Source organism: Microbacterium sp. C7(2022) (assembly GCF_028823665.1).
In the GTDB taxonomy this organism is placed as follows: domain Bacteria; phylum Actinomycetota; class Actinomycetes; order Actinomycetales; family Microbacteriaceae; genus Microbacterium.
Window position 1 is genome coordinate 284,461 of the sequence record NZ_JAPEHV010000003.1, and the last position, 17,541, is coordinate 302,001.

General features: G+C 67.2%; 15 protein-coding genes and 3 tRNA genes. 3 read left to right on the plus strand and 15 right to left on the minus strand.

Annotated features, from left to right (window positions below; all coding sequences use genetic code 11):
- Positions 1 to 4: 4 nt before the first annotated feature.
- Both ON062_RS05555 and ON062_RS05560 read right to left on the minus strand, forming a co-directional pair.
- Positions 5 to 337 carry a hypothetical protein gene (locus ON062_RS05555; RefSeq protein ID WP_274646133.1) on the minus strand — a complete coding sequence of 111 codons (333 nt, stop codon included), beginning with the start codon at positions 335 to 337 and terminating at the stop codon, positions 5 to 7.
- Between the two features lie 92 nt (positions 338 to 429).
- Positions 430 to 909, minus strand: coding sequence for a hypothetical protein (locus ON062_RS05560; RefSeq protein WP_274646134.1), 480 nt, complete (start codon positions 907 to 909; stop codon positions 430 to 432).
- A 294-nt stretch (positions 910 to 1,203) separates the two neighbouring features.
- Between ON062_RS05560 and ON062_RS05565 the strand changes: the two genes are divergently transcribed.
- Entirely contained in the window at positions 1,204 to 1,944 is a 741-nt protein-coding gene (locus ON062_RS05565) for a LysM peptidoglycan-binding domain-containing protein (protein WP_274646135.1), read from the plus strand.
- Between the two features lie 453 nt (positions 1,945 to 2,397).
- Here the strand turns inward: ON062_RS05565 and ON062_RS05570 are convergent.
- The 4 genes from ON062_RS05570 to ON062_RS05585 all read right to left on the minus strand — a co-directional run bounded on the left by ON062_RS05570 (position 2,398) and on the right by ON062_RS05585 (position 5,039).
- Positions 2,398 to 2,471: transfer RNA gene (locus ON062_RS05570), tRNA-Met, on the minus strand.
- Positions 2,472 to 2,505: 34 nt separating this feature from the next.
- A tRNA-Thr gene (locus ON062_RS05575) sits at positions 2,506 to 2,577 on the minus strand.
- A gap of 54 nt (positions 2,578 to 2,631) precedes the next feature.
- Positions 2,632 to 4,047, minus strand: a complete 1,416-nt coding sequence (locus ON062_RS05580; protein WP_274646136.1) for a M23 family metallopeptidase — start codon at positions 4,045 to 4,047, stop codon at positions 2,632 to 2,634.
- A gap of 191 nt (positions 4,048 to 4,238) precedes the next feature.
- Positions 4,239 to 5,039, minus strand: a complete 801-nt coding sequence (locus ON062_RS05585; protein ID WP_274646137.1) for an inositol monophosphatase family protein — start codon at positions 5,037 to 5,039, stop codon at positions 4,239 to 4,241.
- A 34-nt stretch (positions 5,040 to 5,073) separates the two neighbouring features.
- On the opposite strand from ON062_RS05585, the gene ON062_RS05590 reads away from it, so the two are divergent.
- Positions 5,074 to 6,711 (plus strand): NAD(P)/FAD-dependent oxidoreductase, encoded by a 1,638-nt coding sequence (locus ON062_RS05590; RefSeq protein WP_274646138.1) that lies wholly within the window; start codon positions 5,074 to 5,076, stop codon positions 6,709 to 6,711.
- A gap of 7 nt (positions 6,712 to 6,718) precedes the next feature.
- Here the strand turns inward: ON062_RS05590 and ON062_RS05595 are convergent, their stop codons facing one another.
- Positions 6,719 to 7,810 carry a hypothetical protein gene (locus ON062_RS05595; RefSeq protein ID WP_274646139.1) on the minus strand — a complete coding sequence of 364 codons (1,092 nt, stop codon included), beginning with the start codon at positions 7,808 to 7,810 and terminating at the stop codon, positions 6,719 to 6,721.
- 159 nt (positions 7,811 to 7,969) lie between these two features.
- Positions 7,970 to 9,805, minus strand: a complete 1,836-nt coding sequence (locus tag ON062_RS05600) for a S9 family peptidase (protein ID WP_274646140.1) — start codon at positions 9,803 to 9,805, stop codon at positions 7,970 to 7,972.
- 304 nt (positions 9,806 to 10,109) lie between these two features.
- Here ON062_RS05600 and ON062_RS05605 point away from each other — a divergent pair, with 304 nt between their 5' ends.
- Positions 10,110 to 10,529 (plus strand): nitroreductase/quinone reductase family protein, encoded by a 420-nt coding sequence (locus tag ON062_RS05605; protein WP_274646141.1) that lies wholly within the window; start codon positions 10,110 to 10,112, stop codon positions 10,527 to 10,529.
- A gap of 157 nt (positions 10,530 to 10,686) precedes the next feature.
- Here the strand turns inward: ON062_RS05605 and ON062_RS05610 are convergent.
- The 7 genes from ON062_RS05610 to ON062_RS05640 all read right to left on the minus strand — a co-directional run bounded on the left by ON062_RS05610 (position 10,687) and on the right by ON062_RS05640 (position 17,538).
- A tRNA-Tyr gene (locus tag ON062_RS05610) sits at positions 10,687 to 10,771 on the minus strand.
- An 89-nt stretch (positions 10,772 to 10,860) separates the two neighbouring features.
- Positions 10,861 to 11,778: a PfkB family carbohydrate kinase gene (locus ON062_RS05615; protein ID WP_274646142.1), complete on the minus strand. Its 918-nt coding sequence runs from the start codon at positions 11,776 to 11,778 to the stop codon at positions 10,861 to 10,863.
- The gene (locus ON062_RS05620; RefSeq protein ID WP_274646143.1) at positions 11,775 to 12,275 is read right to left on the minus strand and encodes an FBP domain-containing protein; all 501 of its coding nucleotides are present in this window, start codon (positions 12,273 to 12,275) and stop codon (positions 11,775 to 11,777) included. The genes ON062_RS05615 and ON062_RS05620 overlap by 4 nt, the downstream gene beginning before the upstream one ends.
- A 21-nt stretch (positions 12,276 to 12,296) precedes the next feature.
- Complete coding sequence (locus ON062_RS05625; RefSeq protein ID WP_274646144.1) at positions 12,297 to 13,169, minus strand: bile acid:sodium symporter family protein; 873 nt, start codon at positions 13,167 to 13,169, stop codon at positions 12,297 to 12,299.
- Between the two features lie 64 nt (positions 13,170 to 13,233).
- On the minus strand, positions 13,234 to 14,031 hold the full coding sequence (locus tag ON062_RS05630; protein WP_274646145.1) for a hypothetical protein: 798 nt from the start codon (positions 14,029 to 14,031) through the stop codon (positions 13,234 to 13,236).
- Positions 14,028 to 15,956, minus strand: a complete 1,929-nt coding sequence (locus ON062_RS05635; RefSeq protein WP_274646146.1) for a glycoside hydrolase family 13 protein — start codon at positions 15,954 to 15,956, stop codon at positions 14,028 to 14,030. Before ON062_RS05635 ends, ON062_RS05630 begins: the two co-directional genes overlap by 4 nt.
- 100 nt (positions 15,957 to 16,056) lie before the next feature.
- Entirely contained in the window at positions 16,057 to 17,538 is a 1,482-nt protein-coding gene (locus tag ON062_RS05640) for an alpha-amylase family protein (RefSeq protein ID WP_274646147.1), read from the minus strand.
- Between the last annotated feature and the right edge of the window lie 3 nt (positions 17,539 to 17,541).

Sequence of the window (17,541 nt, forward strand, 5' to 3'; positions counted from 1 at the left end):
GGGTTCAGTTCCGGATGCCGCGCCCGCGCAACCCGGCTCTTCCCTGGCGCACTTCACCGAAGTGGTACGACACCACGGCGGCGGCCGTGATTGCCCCGACGAAGACAGCGATCAGTTCCGCGGTGGATCGGTCACGCTTCGGCAAGAGGACCGCGCCGGCGATCGCATTGGCTGCGCTCCAGCCGACGTTGACCAGCGGCGGCGAGTCTGCGACGCCGGGCGGGTCGCTGAACGGGGTAGGGAATGGCTTCCCCTGTACGCCACTCACTCCGTGCGGCACCGCGTTGATCACGAGGGCTCCGCCCAAGGCCGCGCGCAGAATCGATCCGACCGACATGCCGCGAGCCTACGGCACCGCAGTACGCCATCTGGCGAACGGTGAGCGCGTAGAGCGGATGCCGGTCCAATACCGCGCGTGAGAGTGATACATCAATCCGGACAGGCATCGCCGATGGCGGGGAATGAAAATGACGGGGTTCCCGGCACGGCGTGTTGCCTCCCATCGACCTCGTAGGTCAGGTCGAGGGACGTGAAACCGCCGGCGGCTCGCGTCGTCCGATCGATCTGGAGCGCGACGAACCACGTTTCGCCGCCGTCGTCTTGAACTTCCGCGCCGTGCAGGGGCGAACGAGCAATCCACGCCGGATCCGGGTCGCTGACGGGAAGATAGCCGACGCCGAGGTGTGCGCCGTCGTCGAGGAGCACCGCTCCTGTCACAGATTCGTCGCTCCCGCGGACACCAACCGCGTCGACAAGGTCGGCTCGAATCAACGTATCCGGGGCCGCACTGGCGTCGATGTGGAAGGGTTCTCCCACGTCATCGGCGTGCAGAACTCGCCGAGGCAGATGCTGGTCGTATCCGCGGGGGAACCCGAGCCGAGAACGAGCGCCGGGACCTGTGGTGCGCACCCCGCGAGGGAAGCGATACCGAGCGCGATCGCCACAGTTGCCCCGGCTCGCATGTGCGTCGCACGGGCACCCTATGGCCAAGACCCACTACGGCACCCGGTGCGGGCACACGTCCTGAGTGCCGAGATCGTGGGCAACGGCCAGGTCGACTACGGCGACTTGATGACGGGCTAGTAGTCGACGGGGTCGCCGATACTGAGGGCGCTTAGCTCTCAGCCCCAGACTGAAGCGGCCCACCGTGGGACGGGTCGCTCGACTAGCGGGCTCGCGTCGATCGATGCCAAGCTCGGAACGATGAACCGCTCACAGAAGATCACCGCTGCTGTCTCCGGCGCTGTCGTCGTCGGCCTCGTTGCACTCGCTGTGCCCGCTGTCGCTGGCGCGGTCGGCGTGGCCTCCTCGTGGCAGTCGCCCGTGCCTGCCGCGGCTCCGGCCGGCGAGGTCGAGCCGATCGCCGAAGTCGTCAACGCCGAACCTGCCGCAGCCGACGACCACCGCGACGAGCTGAACTATCCCGGCTGCGATGACATCTACTACCCGGACGCCGGGTACGGCGGTGCGCCTGCTCCGGTCGACCAAGGGCCGCGCGAGTTCGCCGCTGGCGACGTCGTCCTCGAGGACGGTGTGCCCGTGTCCTACACCGTCGCGCCTGGCGACGCGATCGCCGCGATCGGGGCTCGCTTCTGCGTGTTCTCGACCGGCCTGTTCTACGACAACGAGATTCACCTCCAGGGCGCTCTGCAGCCCGGCGACGTGCTCCGACTGTCCCGCGATGCTGCTCCGGTCGCCTACGACTGCGGCGGCTCGGTCATGCCACCCTCCGGCTCGAACCCGGTCGACCAGGGGTCGCAGTACGGCGCTACCGGCGAGGTCGTGCTCATCGACGGCGTGCCGACGTCCTACGTCGTCGCGGCCAACGACCACCCGGTCGCGATCGGCGAGCGGTTCTGCATCGATTACGCCACGCTCGGCCCGCTCAACGGCGGTGACCTCGCTGAGATTCATCCCGGCGACGTGCTCGCGCTGCGCCCGTAGCCGCGACGGCACGATCCAGCGCGACTTCCTGCGCACTCTGCTCATGCCGACTATGGGGTCGGCTGATCAATCTGCGCAGTCCGCGGCGCGGCATCCGCGGACTCTCGGTGCGTCGACCTATTCGCGGCCTGAACCGTTACTGCACCGATTCCGCTCCGCCGCTGCCACAGCCCGGCGCCCCTGAGCACGAAACCTGCGAGAGAGCATGAAATCTGATGCTCTCTCGCAGGTTTGATGCTCGCCCCCGCCACCGGCTTCAAGAAAACTCGGAAACCCCCGAAGATTCCGGGGGTTTCCATGAAGTAGCAGGAGCGGGGCTTGTCCCCACCGTCTCTCCACCCGCCGCTGCGCGGCGTGCGGAGCCTCTGGCGGCGTGGGCCCACCCGCGCGTGACGGCTTCAACCAACCGCTCCCCGATACGAAGAAAGACCGCCCGGAGGCGGTCTTTCTTCGTAGCAGGAGCGGGGCTTGAACCCGCGACCTCACGATTATGAGTCGTGCGCTCTCACCAACTGAGCTACCCTGCCGCGATGCATCCGGTGGAGATGATGGATGCTTGCGAGCCCCGAGTCAGGATTGAACTGACGACCCCTTCCTTACCATGGAAGTGCTCTGCCACTGAGCTATCGGGGCGTGTTACCTGCAAACAGGCAACTAGAAGAGGATACCAGAGCTTCGGCATCCTCATTAACCGAGTGACGACCTCCCGGCGTTGTTCTGCAGCCACGGCAATGGATCGACGGGCGTCGTGCCGTTCATCAGGATCTCGAAGTGCGTGTGCGCGCCGAAGGAACGACCCGTGTTGCCGGTACGACCCAGAACGGTTCCGACCGTGACCTTCTGACCGGTCGACACCTGCAGCGATCCGTACTGCATGTGCGCATAGTGGCTCGAGACCAGCTGGCCGTCGATGATGTGATCGATGATCACGTGAACGCCGTATGCGCCGCCGGCTTCGGTCGCCACACGGACGGTACCGTCGGCAATCGCCTGGACCGGCGAACCTGCCCCGGGGGTGAAGTCAATACCCTCGTGCATGCGACCCGAGCGCATACCGAATCCGTAGCTGTAGGGAACACCCACGGCGAACGGCCACTGAATTGCCGCGTTGGGGTCGTTCACGTACAGGTTCGACACGTTCGAGATGCCCGACTCCGAGGCGAGTTCGGCGGTGGTGACCGTGTCGTAGCCGCCCGAGCGCTCCAGCGTGGCGTTCTCAATGGTGGCCGGCGCCACATACGCCTGGATCTGATCTTCGTCGATCTGGGTTCCGGTGGTGTCGCCGGGGGCCATCACCGTGACGGACGAACCCGAACCCATGGCGGCCATCGCTTCGGCGGGCGTCGTAAGTCCTACGGTGAGCAACCCGACCGCGCCCATCACGCCGACCGAGAAAGACATGGTCGCGACGCGCTTGAACGCGGCACCGCGGCTCACTCCGCGACGCGCCGGTGCGGACTCGCCCGGCACTGCGCGCACACGCGTGAGTCCGGTGTCGGTGGACTGCGTGGCCTGCTCGCCCTCGTCCTCACCTTCGTCCGCGGCCTCAGGGTCGACTTCGGTCGCCACCTTCACCTCACCGGTGAAGGAGAACAGCCGCGCGGCAGCTTCAAAAGCATCAGTGTCGGATGCCGCGTCCGCGACGCGCTCGTCAGTGGGCGCCACGCTCTCGGGCGTCACGCTCGCCGGTAGTTCGGTCTCGACCGGAACCGGCTCGACAACGGCCTCCGCGGCCGCGCGCTCAGCCTCGACCTGCTCCACCGAGATCGGCTCAACCGCAGCCGACTCAACCGGCTGGACGGGCTGAGCGCCGGTTGCCAGACGCCGTGCGCGGCGACTCAGCGGTGCAGCCTCCGGCGCAACCGAAGCGCTCGGCGCCACCGAAACGGCAGGCACAGCGGCAACGGCCGGGGCTCCAGCATCCTTCGTCTTGACCGACTCTGCGACAGCCGGCGAGACCTCCATTGCGCCGGCGGCGCGCTTGCGCAACTCGGCGCGAGAAGAGATGACGCTGCCACCCGACGCCTGCACAGGCGTGGGTGAAGTACGGCTTGAGCGACGCGTGGGGGGCGCGTTCTCTGCCTGGGCAGCGTCAGAGGTCAAACGAAGTGGAGCTCTCGGGTCGTGTCGCTCGGGGGTGCAACGGTACGGTCTTCGGGCTTGTGATTCGCATTCTCGCGTTCGGGTTGCGAGGTAACGATCGGGTAAACACTACCGGCCGCGCCCTGAGAATGCCATGTACGCGACACACCCTTCGAGTGGATTCATAAGTACGCGAAACAAACTGTGCGATTTCAAGCGCCGCGTGCGGCGGTCAGTAGCCGGTCGAAGAGAGCGGGGCCGGATGCCACGACCAGCACGCGGCCGAAGTCATCGGGCTCGCTTCCGACGTCGATACGCCCGCCCGCTTCGGTGATGATGAGGCCACCTGCGGCGTGGTCCCAGGGCTTCAACCCGCGCTCGAAATAGCCGTCGAGGCGGCCGCACGCGACAGCGCACAGGTCGAGCGCGGCAGAGCCGAAGCGCCGCAGGTCGCGCGCGTAGGGCATGACCCGCTCGACTTGAGCGAGGTCGCCCGCGTGCGAGCGTGGGTCGTAGCCGAACCCTGTAGCGAGCAGCGCCCCCGCGGCGGACGGCTCGGGGTTGACCGCGATCGGGCGGCCGTCGAGAAATGCACCCTCCCCCGCGACTGCGTGAAACAGCTCGCCGCTGACTGCGCCGTAGACCACACCGGCGAGCGCCGTCCACTCGGCAGGCTCGGGCACGCCTTGCACCGCGGCGATCGAGACCGCGTAGTGCGGAATCCCGTACGCGTAGTTGACCGTGCCATCGATGGGATCCACCACCCAGGTGATCCCACTCGCGCCATGCTCGGGCTCGGACTCTTCCCCCACGAAGCCGTCCTCGGGGCGGGCCTCGCGCAGCCGGCGCCGGATGAGGGCCTCCACCTCGCGGTCCGCTTCGGTGACGATGTCGGCGATCGACGACTTCGTGTCGGCGACCCGGACGCCTTCCTCGCGGCGCTGCCGCGCGAGGACCCCCGCTTCCCGAGCGATGTCGGTGGCCAGTTCAGCGAGCTGCGCAGCAGAAGTCATGGTCTCACGCTACCGGCGCGAGATAGCGTGAAGCATGCTCGCCAATACGACTGCTCCCGTGTACGACGTCGCCATCATCGGGGGCGGGCACAACGCACTCGTCGCTGCCGCCTACCTGGCACGGGAGGGCGTGCGGACGATCGTTCTCGAGCGGCAGGCGCATGTCGGCGGGGCCGCCGTGTCGCAGCATCCGTGGCCCGGCGTCGACGCACGGTTGTCGCGCTATTCCTATCTGGTGAGCCTGCTGCCTCGACGCATCATCGACGAACTCGGCCTCGACGTCACCCTGCTGCGCCGCCGATACTCCTCTTATACGCCCGACCCGAGCGACCCCACCCGCGGAATCCTCATCGACAATGCGGATGCCACAGCCACCGCCGCATCGTTCGCGCGCGTCGCGGCGAGCCCGGCCGAGGCCGACCGCTTCGCGGCGTTCTCCCGGCGCATCGAGCCGCTCGCACGCGCCCTTTTTCCCACCGTGACGGAGCCGCTGCGCCGCGCATCAGAGATCCGCCAGATGTTGGGCGACGATGCCCTGTGGTGCGACGTCGTCGAAGAGCCGTTGGGACGGATGCTGCACGAATCCTTCGACGACGACATCACCCGGGGTATCGCGCTCACCGACGGACTCATCGGCACCTTCGCTCGTTCGGACGACGCGTCCCTCCGCCAGAACCGCTGCTTTCTGTATCACGTCATCGGCGGCGGCACCGGCGATTGGGATGTCCCCGTCGGGGGCATGGGCCGGGTGAGCGCCGAACTCGAGCGGGTGGCCCGCGAAGCGGGGGCTGAGCTGCGGTGCGGCACCGAGGTGACCGCGCTGCGCCCCGCACTGGGCACCGGCGACGCAAGCGAGGTGTGTATGGGGGCGGAGGTCGTGCGTGCACGCCTCGTGCTCAGCGGAGTCGGCCCGGCCGTTCTCGAGCGCTTGGTCGCCGCGGGCTGCGCGGGCGGCGCAGCGTCGGCAAATGGAGGCTCGAGCAACCTCACCCCCGCCACCGTGACACCCGAAGGGGCACAGCTCAAGGTCAACATGTTGCTCACGCGCCTCCCCCGCCTGCGTGATGCATCGGTGTCACCCGAGGCGGCGTTCGCGGGCACGTTTCATGTCAACGAGACGCTCACACAACTCGATGCCGCGTACGACGCGGCGGCGGGTGGCGGCATCCCAAACCCTCTTCCGCTGGAGATCTACTGCCACTCCCTCAGCGATCCGTCGATTCTCGGGCCCGAGCTCCGCGACGCGGGCGCGCATACGCTCACGCTCTTCGCGCTTCATGTGCCACATCGGTTGGTGAAGGGCAAGGATCCGGATGCCGCGCGCGACGCTCTGCTCTCGGCGGCGCTGCGCTCACTCGACGCCGTGCTGGCGGAACCGATCGAGGGCTGCCTGGCGACGGCGCCCGACGGGTCGCCCTGTATCGAGGCGCGCACCACCGCCGACCTCGAGGAGTCGCTGGGCATGGTCGGTGGCGACATCTTCCACGGCAGCTTGTCGTGGCCGTGGGCTGACGACGATGAACCGCTCGACACGGCGGCACGACGGTGGGGCGTCGGCACCGCGCATGACGGGGTCTTGCTGTGTGGCTCGGGCGCTCGCCGCGGCGGCGCCGTCAGCGGAATCGGCGGGCACAACGCGGCGATGGCAGCCCTCGAAATGCTGGGTGACTGACCAGTCGTCAGGGGCGCGGCGGCAACGGGGGCGGCGGCGGGAAGTCGCGATAGTCGACGGGCGAGTTGGACAGTCCCGGTTCGCTGTGTCGGGCGGGTGCGTGCTCCGGCGACAGCGCCGGCGGAGCGGGTGGAGGGGGCGCGAAGATGTGGGCTCCGGGGGTGGGCTGCCCGGTGTAATACGCGTTCCAGTCGGGGGTGCCATCCGGCAGCATCGGCAGGGGCGTGACGCCGTCGACGTACGTCGGCCACGGCAGCAACTCCGGTTCAGCGGATGCGTCCTCCGCAGGTGCGGCCGAATCAGGCTGTGCGCCTGACACCGAACCGCCATAGGCAAGCGCGCCGTATGCCGGAGCAGGCTCGCCGCCTTGAACGGGCAGGGGGGCGACGCCAGCAATCGTTGCTGGGCGCGCCGGGCGCGGTGCGAGGAGCACGTTGACCAGAGGGAGAAGCACGGTGCCCACTGCAGCGAGAATCGCTGTGGCCACCACGATTCGCCCGTAGATGTCGTGGAAGCGGATGTATTCCGACAGCATCAGCGGCAACGTCAGCAAGACCGCGAGCGCGCCCACCAGCACGACGGTGATGATCGCGACGACGGTGGTGAACGTCGTCACGTGGCGCTGCCACGCTTTGGCGTAGAGGCGCACGTGCAACAGCGCGAGTTGGAAGATCAGCACGATGAGCAAGAAGCTGATCAGGCGCGACGACGCGCCCCACCAGCCCCGTTCGGGCATCCAAATCATGAACGCACCGATGAGGAGGAGAACCACCCAGACGACCATGCTCGACAGCGCGAACCACGACGGGCGCCGGGGCGCCAGATGCGCGTCCAGGATCGTCACTCCGGCGAACGCGGTCAGCAGGAAGACGGTCATGAACGCCCGCCCGATGATGCCGCTCTGATTACCGACCAGCACCCACACGACGCACACTAGTGCGGCGGCGATAAGTGCTCCGATCGCTACCCAGATCGTGGCGCGCAACAGCGGCGACAGCGTGCGCTCCTCGTCCGGCGAGCTGACCCAACTCTGCTGCGTTGTCGACGGCGGGGTCACCGGGCCGGATGGGGCCGAGCTCGCCTGGTGCGATGATTCCACGGGACCGGAGTGGCTGGCGGATTGTGGTGCATTCCCGGGGTAAGGCGCGGTCATGTCGATCCTCTCTGACGCGGGATCATCTCCCCTGCCATCCTGACACGAACCACGCGCCGTGGCCCGGACGATTCCAACGAAGAATCACCCGGGCCACCAGTGCCGTCAGTAGACGACGGTGAGCGTGTTCGTCACCGACATGATGGTGACCACGAACGCGTTGATGAACCCGCCGATGTACGGGTTGTTGGTCGCGCGGTAGATCTTCCGCGAGATGACGGCCGAGGCCGCGAGGATGACGATCACGGGGAACAGCCAGATGCTGAAGATCCCACCGAACCCGTCGATCGTGTAGCCGGTGACGAAGAACGTCGTGTACTGCGCGATGACGAGGACGATCGGCGCCGCGGCGTTGGCGAGAGCGAGCACTGCCGTGTTGAGCCACTCCTTGCCGGCCAGCGTGAAGCGGTTGAAGCCGTTGATCGACACCGAGTTCGCGACGAAGTAGACCAGGAAGAACGGCACGTAAAGCAGCGCGATCCAGAGCTTGTCGACCTCGAATGCCTTGATGGCAATCACCCAGAACCGGAAATCGGTCTTGAAGAAGAAGTCCAACACGAACACGATGCTGAACGCCGCGGCGACCACCACGACACTCAGTCCGAGTCCGTGGAAGACGCTCCTCCAGCCGGGGAAGACTCCCGCGGCGCGCAGGTTCGCACCGTTCTTCTTGCCGAAGGCGAAGTAGGACACTGCCATGACGGCCAGCGTGAACAAGCCATTGATCGCAGCCCAGGTCGCGATGAAGAACACCGCACCCTGCGTGAAGACCGTCGGCAGCACGTTGAACGCGACGCCCTGGATGAGCGGCTGCTGGCTGAGCCACACATAGCTCCACCCCGAGAACAGCGTGGAGACCACCAGCGCACCCCAGAACCAGCCGAGGCCCTTGCGCGTGTTCGGCGTCAGCGCGTCGGCGCGCTCGTACTTGAGCGCGGCGAACGCGCGGGTGCCCAGCAGCGCGCGGGTGAAGGCCACGAGGAAGATCCCGAAGCCGACAAGCCCAAGGGCGGTGAATAGCTCCTTGACCTGCCACACCTGGGTGTCAGCGGGAATCGCCTCGGGGGCGCCGAAGACGTTCTCCCAGAACTCGATCTGACTGGCGACCGTGGTCTTCGAGATGGTGCCCCACGGGTGGGTCTCGGCCGGAGTGTAGACCACACGCTGGACGCCGTCCTCGGTGTAGTACTCGCCGGCCACACGCGCTTCACCCTCGGCGGGGTCGGCGCCGAAGTTCAGGAATGACTGCGCGTTCGGGGTCGTGATGTAATCGCGGGGCGGCGTCAGCACCGCGCCCTCGGGGCTGTAGCTGCGGAAGAAGAACTCGTCGTACTGGTCGGCGACCAGTCCCACGTCGCGCGTTCCGTAGACGTTCGCGTAGGCGCCGTCGGCGTCGGTGTACACCGCGTCGTTGTCGACCAGGAAGACCGCGTCGATCAACGACTCGTCCGCGGCGTTGTCGAGGGCGACCGAGAAGTTCGCCGCGCGAGCGCCGTTGGAGTGGCCCGAGACGCCGATGTGCTCCTGGTCGACGTACGGCAGGTCGGCGACGAGCTGCACGACGTCGTACATGCCCGTGCCGCCGAGGTCTACCTGGTCGTTGCGCAACGGCGACGAGTTGCCGTGGCCGTACATGTCGATTGACACGACGACATAGCCGCGCCGGGCGAGCTCGACGTAGTTCGCGTCCTGCATCTCACGGTTGTTCCACCAGCCGTGGCTCACGACAATGGCCGGCGCCGGGTTGTCCTCATCGACCTCGTCGGGCACGAACATTAGGGCGCTGATCATCTGACCAGACGGGGTCTCCCATCGCAGGTCCTTGACAGCGATCGAGCCACCGGCGGTCTGGACGGCGGATGCGACGATCGCCGACACCAGCATCAGAACAAGCGAGAAAGCGAGCCAGAAGCCGTTCCTTCGCAGTATTGGGGTCTTCATAGTGTCCCGACTCCTTCGTGGGAAAGCTCAGGGGGCCCGGGGTGGCACCCAACGTCGACTAGAGCGTAGGCGACCTCTGACACCTGGCGGCCATCCGACCATGCAACATGCACAAACGTGCAAGCTGGACGCGAAAAGGACCTTCCATCGTTACTCGTTTGAGACCTCGGGGGCGTTTTTGCGCGCGCGGCGTGCACCGTGTCGCAGACTCGCCGTCCCCGCGTGTCAACCCGCATGCACTCGCTGAGGGGCAGACTTGTGCACACGCCGCGCAGATAGGAACGCGTGAGATCGAAGGAGCACAATGTCCGACTGGAACCAACAGATCATCGAAGAGTTCCGCGCCAACGGCGGCACCGTCACCAGGGCGAACTTCGGGCGTGACCTCGTGCTCGTGCACCACGTCGGGGCGAAGTCCGGCGTCGAACGCGTAGCGCCTCTGCGCGGCATCCGAGTCGATGAAGACACTTGGCTGGTCGCTGCCTCGAAGGCCGGCGCTCCGGACAATCCCGCGTGGTACCACAACCTGCTCGCGCACCCCGATGTCAGCGTCGAGACTCCCGACGATGGCACCATCACCGTGCACGTCGACGAACTGAAGGGCCAGGAACGGGATGCCGCGTGGGCACGCTTCACTGCAGCGAGCGAGGGCTTTCGCGAGTACGAGCAGCGCACATCGCGCACGATCCCCGTGCTCGCGCTCCACCGCGTGTCGCCCCACTGACCCGCCCGCGCACCTGGGCGCGCCCGCGAATGCGACCGCACCGGCGCTCATGTTGCTCACATCGCGACGTTCCGCGAACACACCGAAGTGTCGTGCAACACGAACACCCGCGCCGCTCGGAAAACGAAGAAACGCCCCGATCAGGGGGCGTTTCTGTTGGTGGCGAGTGAGGGATTCGAACCCCCGAAGTCGATGACAGCTGAGTTACAATCAGATCCCTTTGGCCGCTTGGGTAACTCGCCAGTGCGCACCCGCCCAGCTTTCTCAGTCGACCGGAGGCGCGATCCACAATATTACCCCCTGTCGCGCGCAGCCAGAAATCGGCGAGGAGTCACGTTCCGATGCGGTCGAAATCGTCCCCGTGGATCGCGGTCGGCAGGCGTAGAAGCGCCCCTTCGAAACGGCACGTCGCGGCCGCGGCATCCATCGCATCATGCAATGCCGCGCGCCACTGATCCGGGTCGCGCGGAACGCCTCGCACCAGCGCGCTGAGCATCGAAGCGAACACCGCGTCTCCCGCGCCCATGGTGTCGATGATGGGGCCCGGCATCGTTGAGATCGGCGCCGTCACGACGACTCCGCCCGCCTCGATCGAGGCACCGTCGGCACCTTCTGTCGCCAGCACTGCGCGAGCGCCCTGCTCGATCAACCGCGCCCGGAGCGCATCGACCGGCGTGCCATACAGCAGGTGCGAATCGTCAGCCCCCACCTTCACCAGCGCCGCGCGCGCGGCGAGGCGCTCGAACCCGGTGACGAAGAGGCCGAGATCGCGCATCATCCCGGTGCGCGGGTTCGGGTCGATCGCGAACGGCGCCCCTACGTACTCGACCGCATCGGCGAGCGCCCGTACCTGGTCGAGGTCGTCGAGTGCCATACAACTGACGGCCACGAGGGGCGCCTCGGCGAGCGCGTCGGTCACGGCAGCCGAATCGAACCCGATGTGGCGCTTCTGAGATGCCTCGTTGAACTCGTACTCCGGCTCGCCGTCTGCGTTGCGCGTGCTCACGGCTCGTGCCGAACCGTGGGGCGCTTCAGTGGCGATGAGCTCAACGCCGTGATCAGCGACGTAGGTGCGGATGTGCTCGCCCGCCTCGTCGTCACCGACCATCGCGACGAGCGCTGCCGGCACACCCAATCGCTGCAGGCCGACAGCGACGTTCAGCGCCGCGCCGCCGACGAACTCACGCACGCCTTTGTGATCGCGAATCTCGTCGATCAGCGCATCGCCGACGACGACCACACGGCTCATCGGCGGGACCCCGCCGTCTCGAGCACTCTCGCGACGAAGTCCTCGACACGGCGACGTGTGCCGTCGATCTTGCGGTCGACGCTCGCCCGAAATTCGCTGGGCGCGAGCGGCGCAGCCAGCCGCACGTTGTCGTGGCACGACATGTCGACGCAGATGTAGGTGCCGATGCTGTCTCCGTTGACCCCGGCCTCGCCACCCTTGCGGGCGTTGAAGAGCTTGACCTGGTTGCCGGGCTGCATGGTGTGACACAGGTTACACATGCTCGATCGCGCACGCGAGGTGCTCTCGGCAGACCGCAGCACGATGCCGTGCGGCTGCCCGTCGAGCTCGACGATCAGGTAGGCGCGGCTGCGTGTGCGCGGGTCGCGCCAGGCGAAGAAATCGAGGTGGTCCCAGTCGGCGAGCATGAACTCGATCGGCAGGGCGAGCATCCGCAGTTCTTCCGCTGTGGCGTTGCGGAACACGTCGCGGACGTCGTCTTCGGTCAGTGGGCGCATGGGCACCTCCCTCCGCCCAGTCTACGAAGCGGGAGCCCGCTCGGCGCCGCTCCGGTCGCGAATGAGAAACCCGAAGCCGAACGCGATGAAGAACATCAGCACACCGTAGACCGCCGCCGGCAGGCTCAGCTCGGTCGAGCCGAGCACCGACTGTGCGATCACGATGGCGAGGGTGGCATTGTGGATGCCGATCTCGAACGAGGTCGCGATCGCCTGGCGCTTGCCGACCTTGATCGCGCGCGGCACGAGGTAGCCGACGGTCAGGCTGATGACGCAGAAGAGCACGGTGATCCCAGCGAGCTGTGCGACGTTGGCGACCAGCAGCGCCCAGTTCGACGCGACGGCACCGCCGATGACCAGCACGAGGATGAGGACCGAGGCGATGCGGACCGGCTTGTCCATCGTGTGGGCGAATGTCGGCCAGAAGCGCCGGATGAGCATGCCAAGCGCGACGGGCAGCAGCACGATCGCGAATACCTCGAGCGCCTTCGACCACTGAAGACCGAGCTGATCATCGAACGGGTCGAAGTAGGCGATCGCCAGGTTGGTGATGAACGGCAGGGTGATCACGGCGATCACCGAGTTGACGGCGGTGAGCGAGATGTTGAGCGCGACGTCCCCGCGGAACAGGTGGCTGTACAGGTTGGCGGTGGTGCCGCCGGGCGAGGCTGCGAGCATCATCATGCCGACCGCGAGGATGGGTGGCAGCGAGAACGCCAGTACCAAGCCGAAGCAGATGAGAGGCAGCAGGACGAGCTGGCACAGCAACGCGATGATCACCGCCTTCGGCTGCTTCAGCACTCGGGCGAAGTCACCGAGGGTGAGGCTGAGCCCCAGGCCCAGCATGATGATGCCGAGGGCAACGGGAAGGCCGATGGTCGTCAACGCTGACATGCCTTTCAGTGTGCCTCATCGCGGGCGGCGCGGTTGCCGCCCGCGATGGGCGTGTCAGACCGTGTCAGCTCTCCCTGCGCCACCCGAGTCGTTGCGCGACGGCGTCGGCGGCCGCCGTGGGGAACTCATCCCACCCGGGCTCCAGGATCTCGCGGGTCAGGGCGAACACGTCGCGCGCGGCTTGTTCGACGCCCTGGTCGAGCGCGGAGGCGATCGCCGCGCCCCACTCTGGAAAGTCCTGCTCGAACCGCCGCACCGGGTCGATCGTGTCGCGCAGCGAGGTGGATGCCGCGGCAAACCGCCCACGAATCGCACGCACCAACAGCTGCACCGCCCACTGGCGCACGAAGAAGCCGCCGTTGAGCACTTCTCCGCGGCGCACGCGGCCGACGCCGATCAGCAGCTTCACCAACACTAAGCGCACATCGTTCGCGGGGTCGAACGCATCGGCGGCCTCGGCGCGGGCACGGGACTCTGCGATGAGGGCCGCGGTCGTGGCATCCGAATCATCGACGACCACCGTCGCATCCCCGGCGAGCGCGCCCGACAGCTCCCCCGCCTCTGAGAAAGCGAACTCGAACACGTGGCCGTCGTCGTACACCGCAGCGAAGCCGATCTCGCCTTCGCGTGCCGTCAAGACGAGACGGTCCTGGTCGGGAAGCCACGAGAGGTCGGGTCGGATGCCGCTCCCGCGACCCTCCGCGATGAGCGCGAAAAAATCGTGATCAGACCATTCGTCGCGCCGATGGGCAGCCTCGTCCGACGCCGAGCCGAGGAGCGCCAAGCCGATGAGACCCTCGTGTGCGCGCACGCCGGAGGCCAGTCCGGCGCTCAGGGCGTCGAACCGTTCTGGAGCGGTCATGCGTCGGCGCCCGGAGCGGGAACCGCAACGCCCGGAAGCGACCACACCGCGAACGCGGGCCCCTCCGCCGAGATCACGACCGAACCGTCGGCGGCGACCGCGAGAGTGGCGTCACCGACCAGCGACGATGCACCGACGGCCCCGGCCACAGCGGGTGCGGGGAGTTCGACGTCGACGTCCTGACGCGCCGCGACCACGAGCAGCGCCTCGTCCACCGACTCGCGCACGAACACGATGCTCTGCTCGTCGACGTGCACCCACCGCAACCCGCCCGTGCCGAGCACCGGGTGCTCGCGGCGCAACGCGACCATCGCGCGATACATCTCCAGACGCTCGGCAACGTCGGGCTCGCCTTCGGTACCCCACGGCATCGGCGTGCGGCTGGCCTCGCCATCGGCGCCGACCAGGCCGTACTCATCGCCCGCGAACACCACGGGCAGACCCGGCATGGTCATCGACAGCCCGACCGCGAGCGGCACGGTGCCGGGCGCGGCGTTGGTGGCGAAGCGTCCGGTGTCGTGGGTGTCGAGAGGCTGCATGTTACCCAGGCGCACGCGCCACGGGATCCCGGCGGTGAAGCGCACCACAGCGTCGACGAACTGGCGGGCGGTGTAGCGCGGAATGCCGCCGATCGGCTGGCCGAAGAACCACGGCTCGGTCACTTCATCGCCATCGCTGGTGAGATAGTGCGTACCCGTCGGCTCGCTCAACCACCCCCACAGCGGGCGCGTGAACGACGGATACGTCATCGCGCCATGCCAGCCGTCACCCTGCAGATCGCTCGCCGCGTCATTGGTCGATTCGCCCAACAGTATGGTGTCGGGGTTGAGCTGGTGCATGGTCTCGCGCAGCAGTTGGCGCACGTCGGCGTTGAGGTCGACATCCCCCAACCGCCCGGTCATGTTCGCCACGTCGATGCGCCAGCCATCGGTCGAGAACGGCGGCTTGAGCCACTTGGCGACGACGGAGTCCTCACCGGTGATGAACCGTTCGCGCAGCTCGGGCGACGCCCAGTTGAACTTCGGCAGGGTCGGTGTGCCCAGCCACGACTCGTACTGCGTGTTCGCGTCGTCGGTGAAGTAGTAATAGCTCTCGGTCTCGGCCCCGGGGTGCCCGAGCGCCGATTGGAACCATTCGTGCCGGTCACCGGAGTGGTTGCTCGTCAGGTCACCGATCACGCGGATTCCGCGCGCATGCGCCGCCTCAATCAACCGCACGTACGCCTCGTCGCCGCCGAGCAGCTCATCGACGCGGTCGAAGCTCGCGGCGTCGTATCGGTGATTGGATGCCGCAGGGAACACCGGCGTCAGGTACAGCAGGTTGACGCCGAGCGACACCAGGTGATCGAGCTTCTCGATCACGCCGTCCAGGTCGCCCCCGTAGAACTGCTGCGAGCGCCCCGGCATGACCGGGTCGACAGGGTCGTTCCAGGCGGCCGGGATCGCCCACTCCGGTGTCTCGCGCTCGTCGGCCTGCGCCGAACGCGCGAAGCGGTCGGGGAACACCTGGTACATCACCGACTCGTACAGCCACGCGGGGGGCGCGGGGGTGGTGACCAGGGCGAAGTCCTCGGCATCCAGCGTCTCGAGGTCGTGCAGGCCGGTCTGGTTGAGCCACTGGGCGGTGCGGGTTCCCGCTGCGCCGTTGTCGTGGTCTGTGTCGTGGACGAGCAGCCACCGGTACCCGTGGCGGGGGTTGCGCACCGTGACGGGTGCCTCCCACCAGTCCCAGCCATCCACCGTGCCGGTGTGGACGGCATCGGTCCACTCGGGCTCGTGGTCGGGGTTCGAGCGGGTGCGCACCGCAGCCAGCGGGCCGAACTCGACGGGAACGCGCAGCCGGACCGTCACGACCTCGCCGAGTGCGGGGGCGAGATTCGAGACGTACAGCGGTGAGCCGTCGTGATGTGGGAGAAGGGATGCCATGAGTGTGCCTTTCGTGTGAATGATCGACGTGGTTGCACGGCATCAGCCATGACAGAGCCCTTGAGTTGTTGTTCAGTTGTGAGTGTGAGGTCGGCGCGTCCTACTGCCGCACCGGCACGTGGATCGCTGCCGCCGACACCGGTTCGAGGGCGAAGACCGCCTCACCGCTCTCCACCGAGTATTGCGCGCCGACGCAGGACTGCGCATCGCCCGAGGTCGCTCCTCCGGTGATCGCGTCGCAGTAGTCGCCGTCGGCCATCGAGGTGGGGATCCGGATCGTCACCGGCTCGTCACCGACGTTGACGGCGACGACGCCGCGCCCCTCGCGCTCGAACCCGTACGCATCGCCCTCATCGACGCCGGGCATGCGCGGTGCGTCACCGACCGCGGCGCGAAAGCGCAGCATCCCGATGACCGCGTCCCACGACTGCACGCACGTGCGCTCGCCGTCGTCGTACGCCTCGCGGGGGCCGCTCGCCTCGGCGCACGTCGCGTCAGAAACGCTGCCATCAGCTTCCGTCGAAGCCCCGGCATCGCGATCGCTGAACGCGTAGCCCGAGTAGACGATCGGTGTGCCATAGTCGTCGGCGAGCATCAGCGCGTTGGCGATCACGTACATGTCGCCGTCACGGTACGTGACGTTCGCCTCGCCGCGCTCGGTGTCGTGGTTGTCGACGAACACCAGGGCGTTCTCGCTCGGCACGTGCTGTGGGCGGTCGCCGCCGAGCTCAGGATCGCTGAAGACACCGTTCGATAGCGGCGGAGTGAGATCGCGCGCGTAGGTGAACTCGAACACCTCGCCGAAGGCCGTGTACTCCTCAGGAGTGATCGGCTCTCCGCCGCCGCGGATCACCTCGCTCATGATGCGTGTTCCCTCGGGCAGCTCGCCCACGATCGCGGCGACGTCGTCAGCTGCCATGTGTTTGGCGGCGTCAATGCGGAAACCGGCGACGCCGAGCGACAGCAAGTCGTCGAGATAGGAACCGATCTGCTCACGGACGCGGGGGCTGGCCGTGTCGAGATCGGCAAGATTCACCAATTCGCACTGCTGCACCTGCTCACGCGAGGTGTAATCCTCGATGTCGTCGTACGTCGTCAACCCGCAGTGGTGAAAGTCGTCGACATCGTACAGACCGGGGTATTCGTAGTGCGCGTATTCAGATCCTGCGAAACCGATGCCGGGGTCGTCTTGCCCGGTCATGTGGTTGATCACGGCGTCGGCGATGATGTCGACGCCCGCGGCGTCACAGCGCGCGACCATGTCGGCGAATTCGTCCCGCGTGCCCAGGCGAGACTGCAACTGATAGCTCACCGGTTGATACGACGCCCACCACTCGTCACGCGTGATGTGCTCCTGCGGCGGCGAGGTGAGCACCCACGCGAATCCGTTCGGCCCGAGCGTCGTCTCGCACTCGTTCGCGATCGAGGTCCACGGCAATTGGAAGAGTTGGATGCCGACATCCGGCGCCGCCGGATCGACCTCGGCGTTCTGCGCGGGGGCCGCGCACGCGCCGAGCGCGAGCGTGGCGACCATGGCGACCGCGACGAGTGCCGAACGGACGAGAAGGGTCGGGCGCGGCATCCG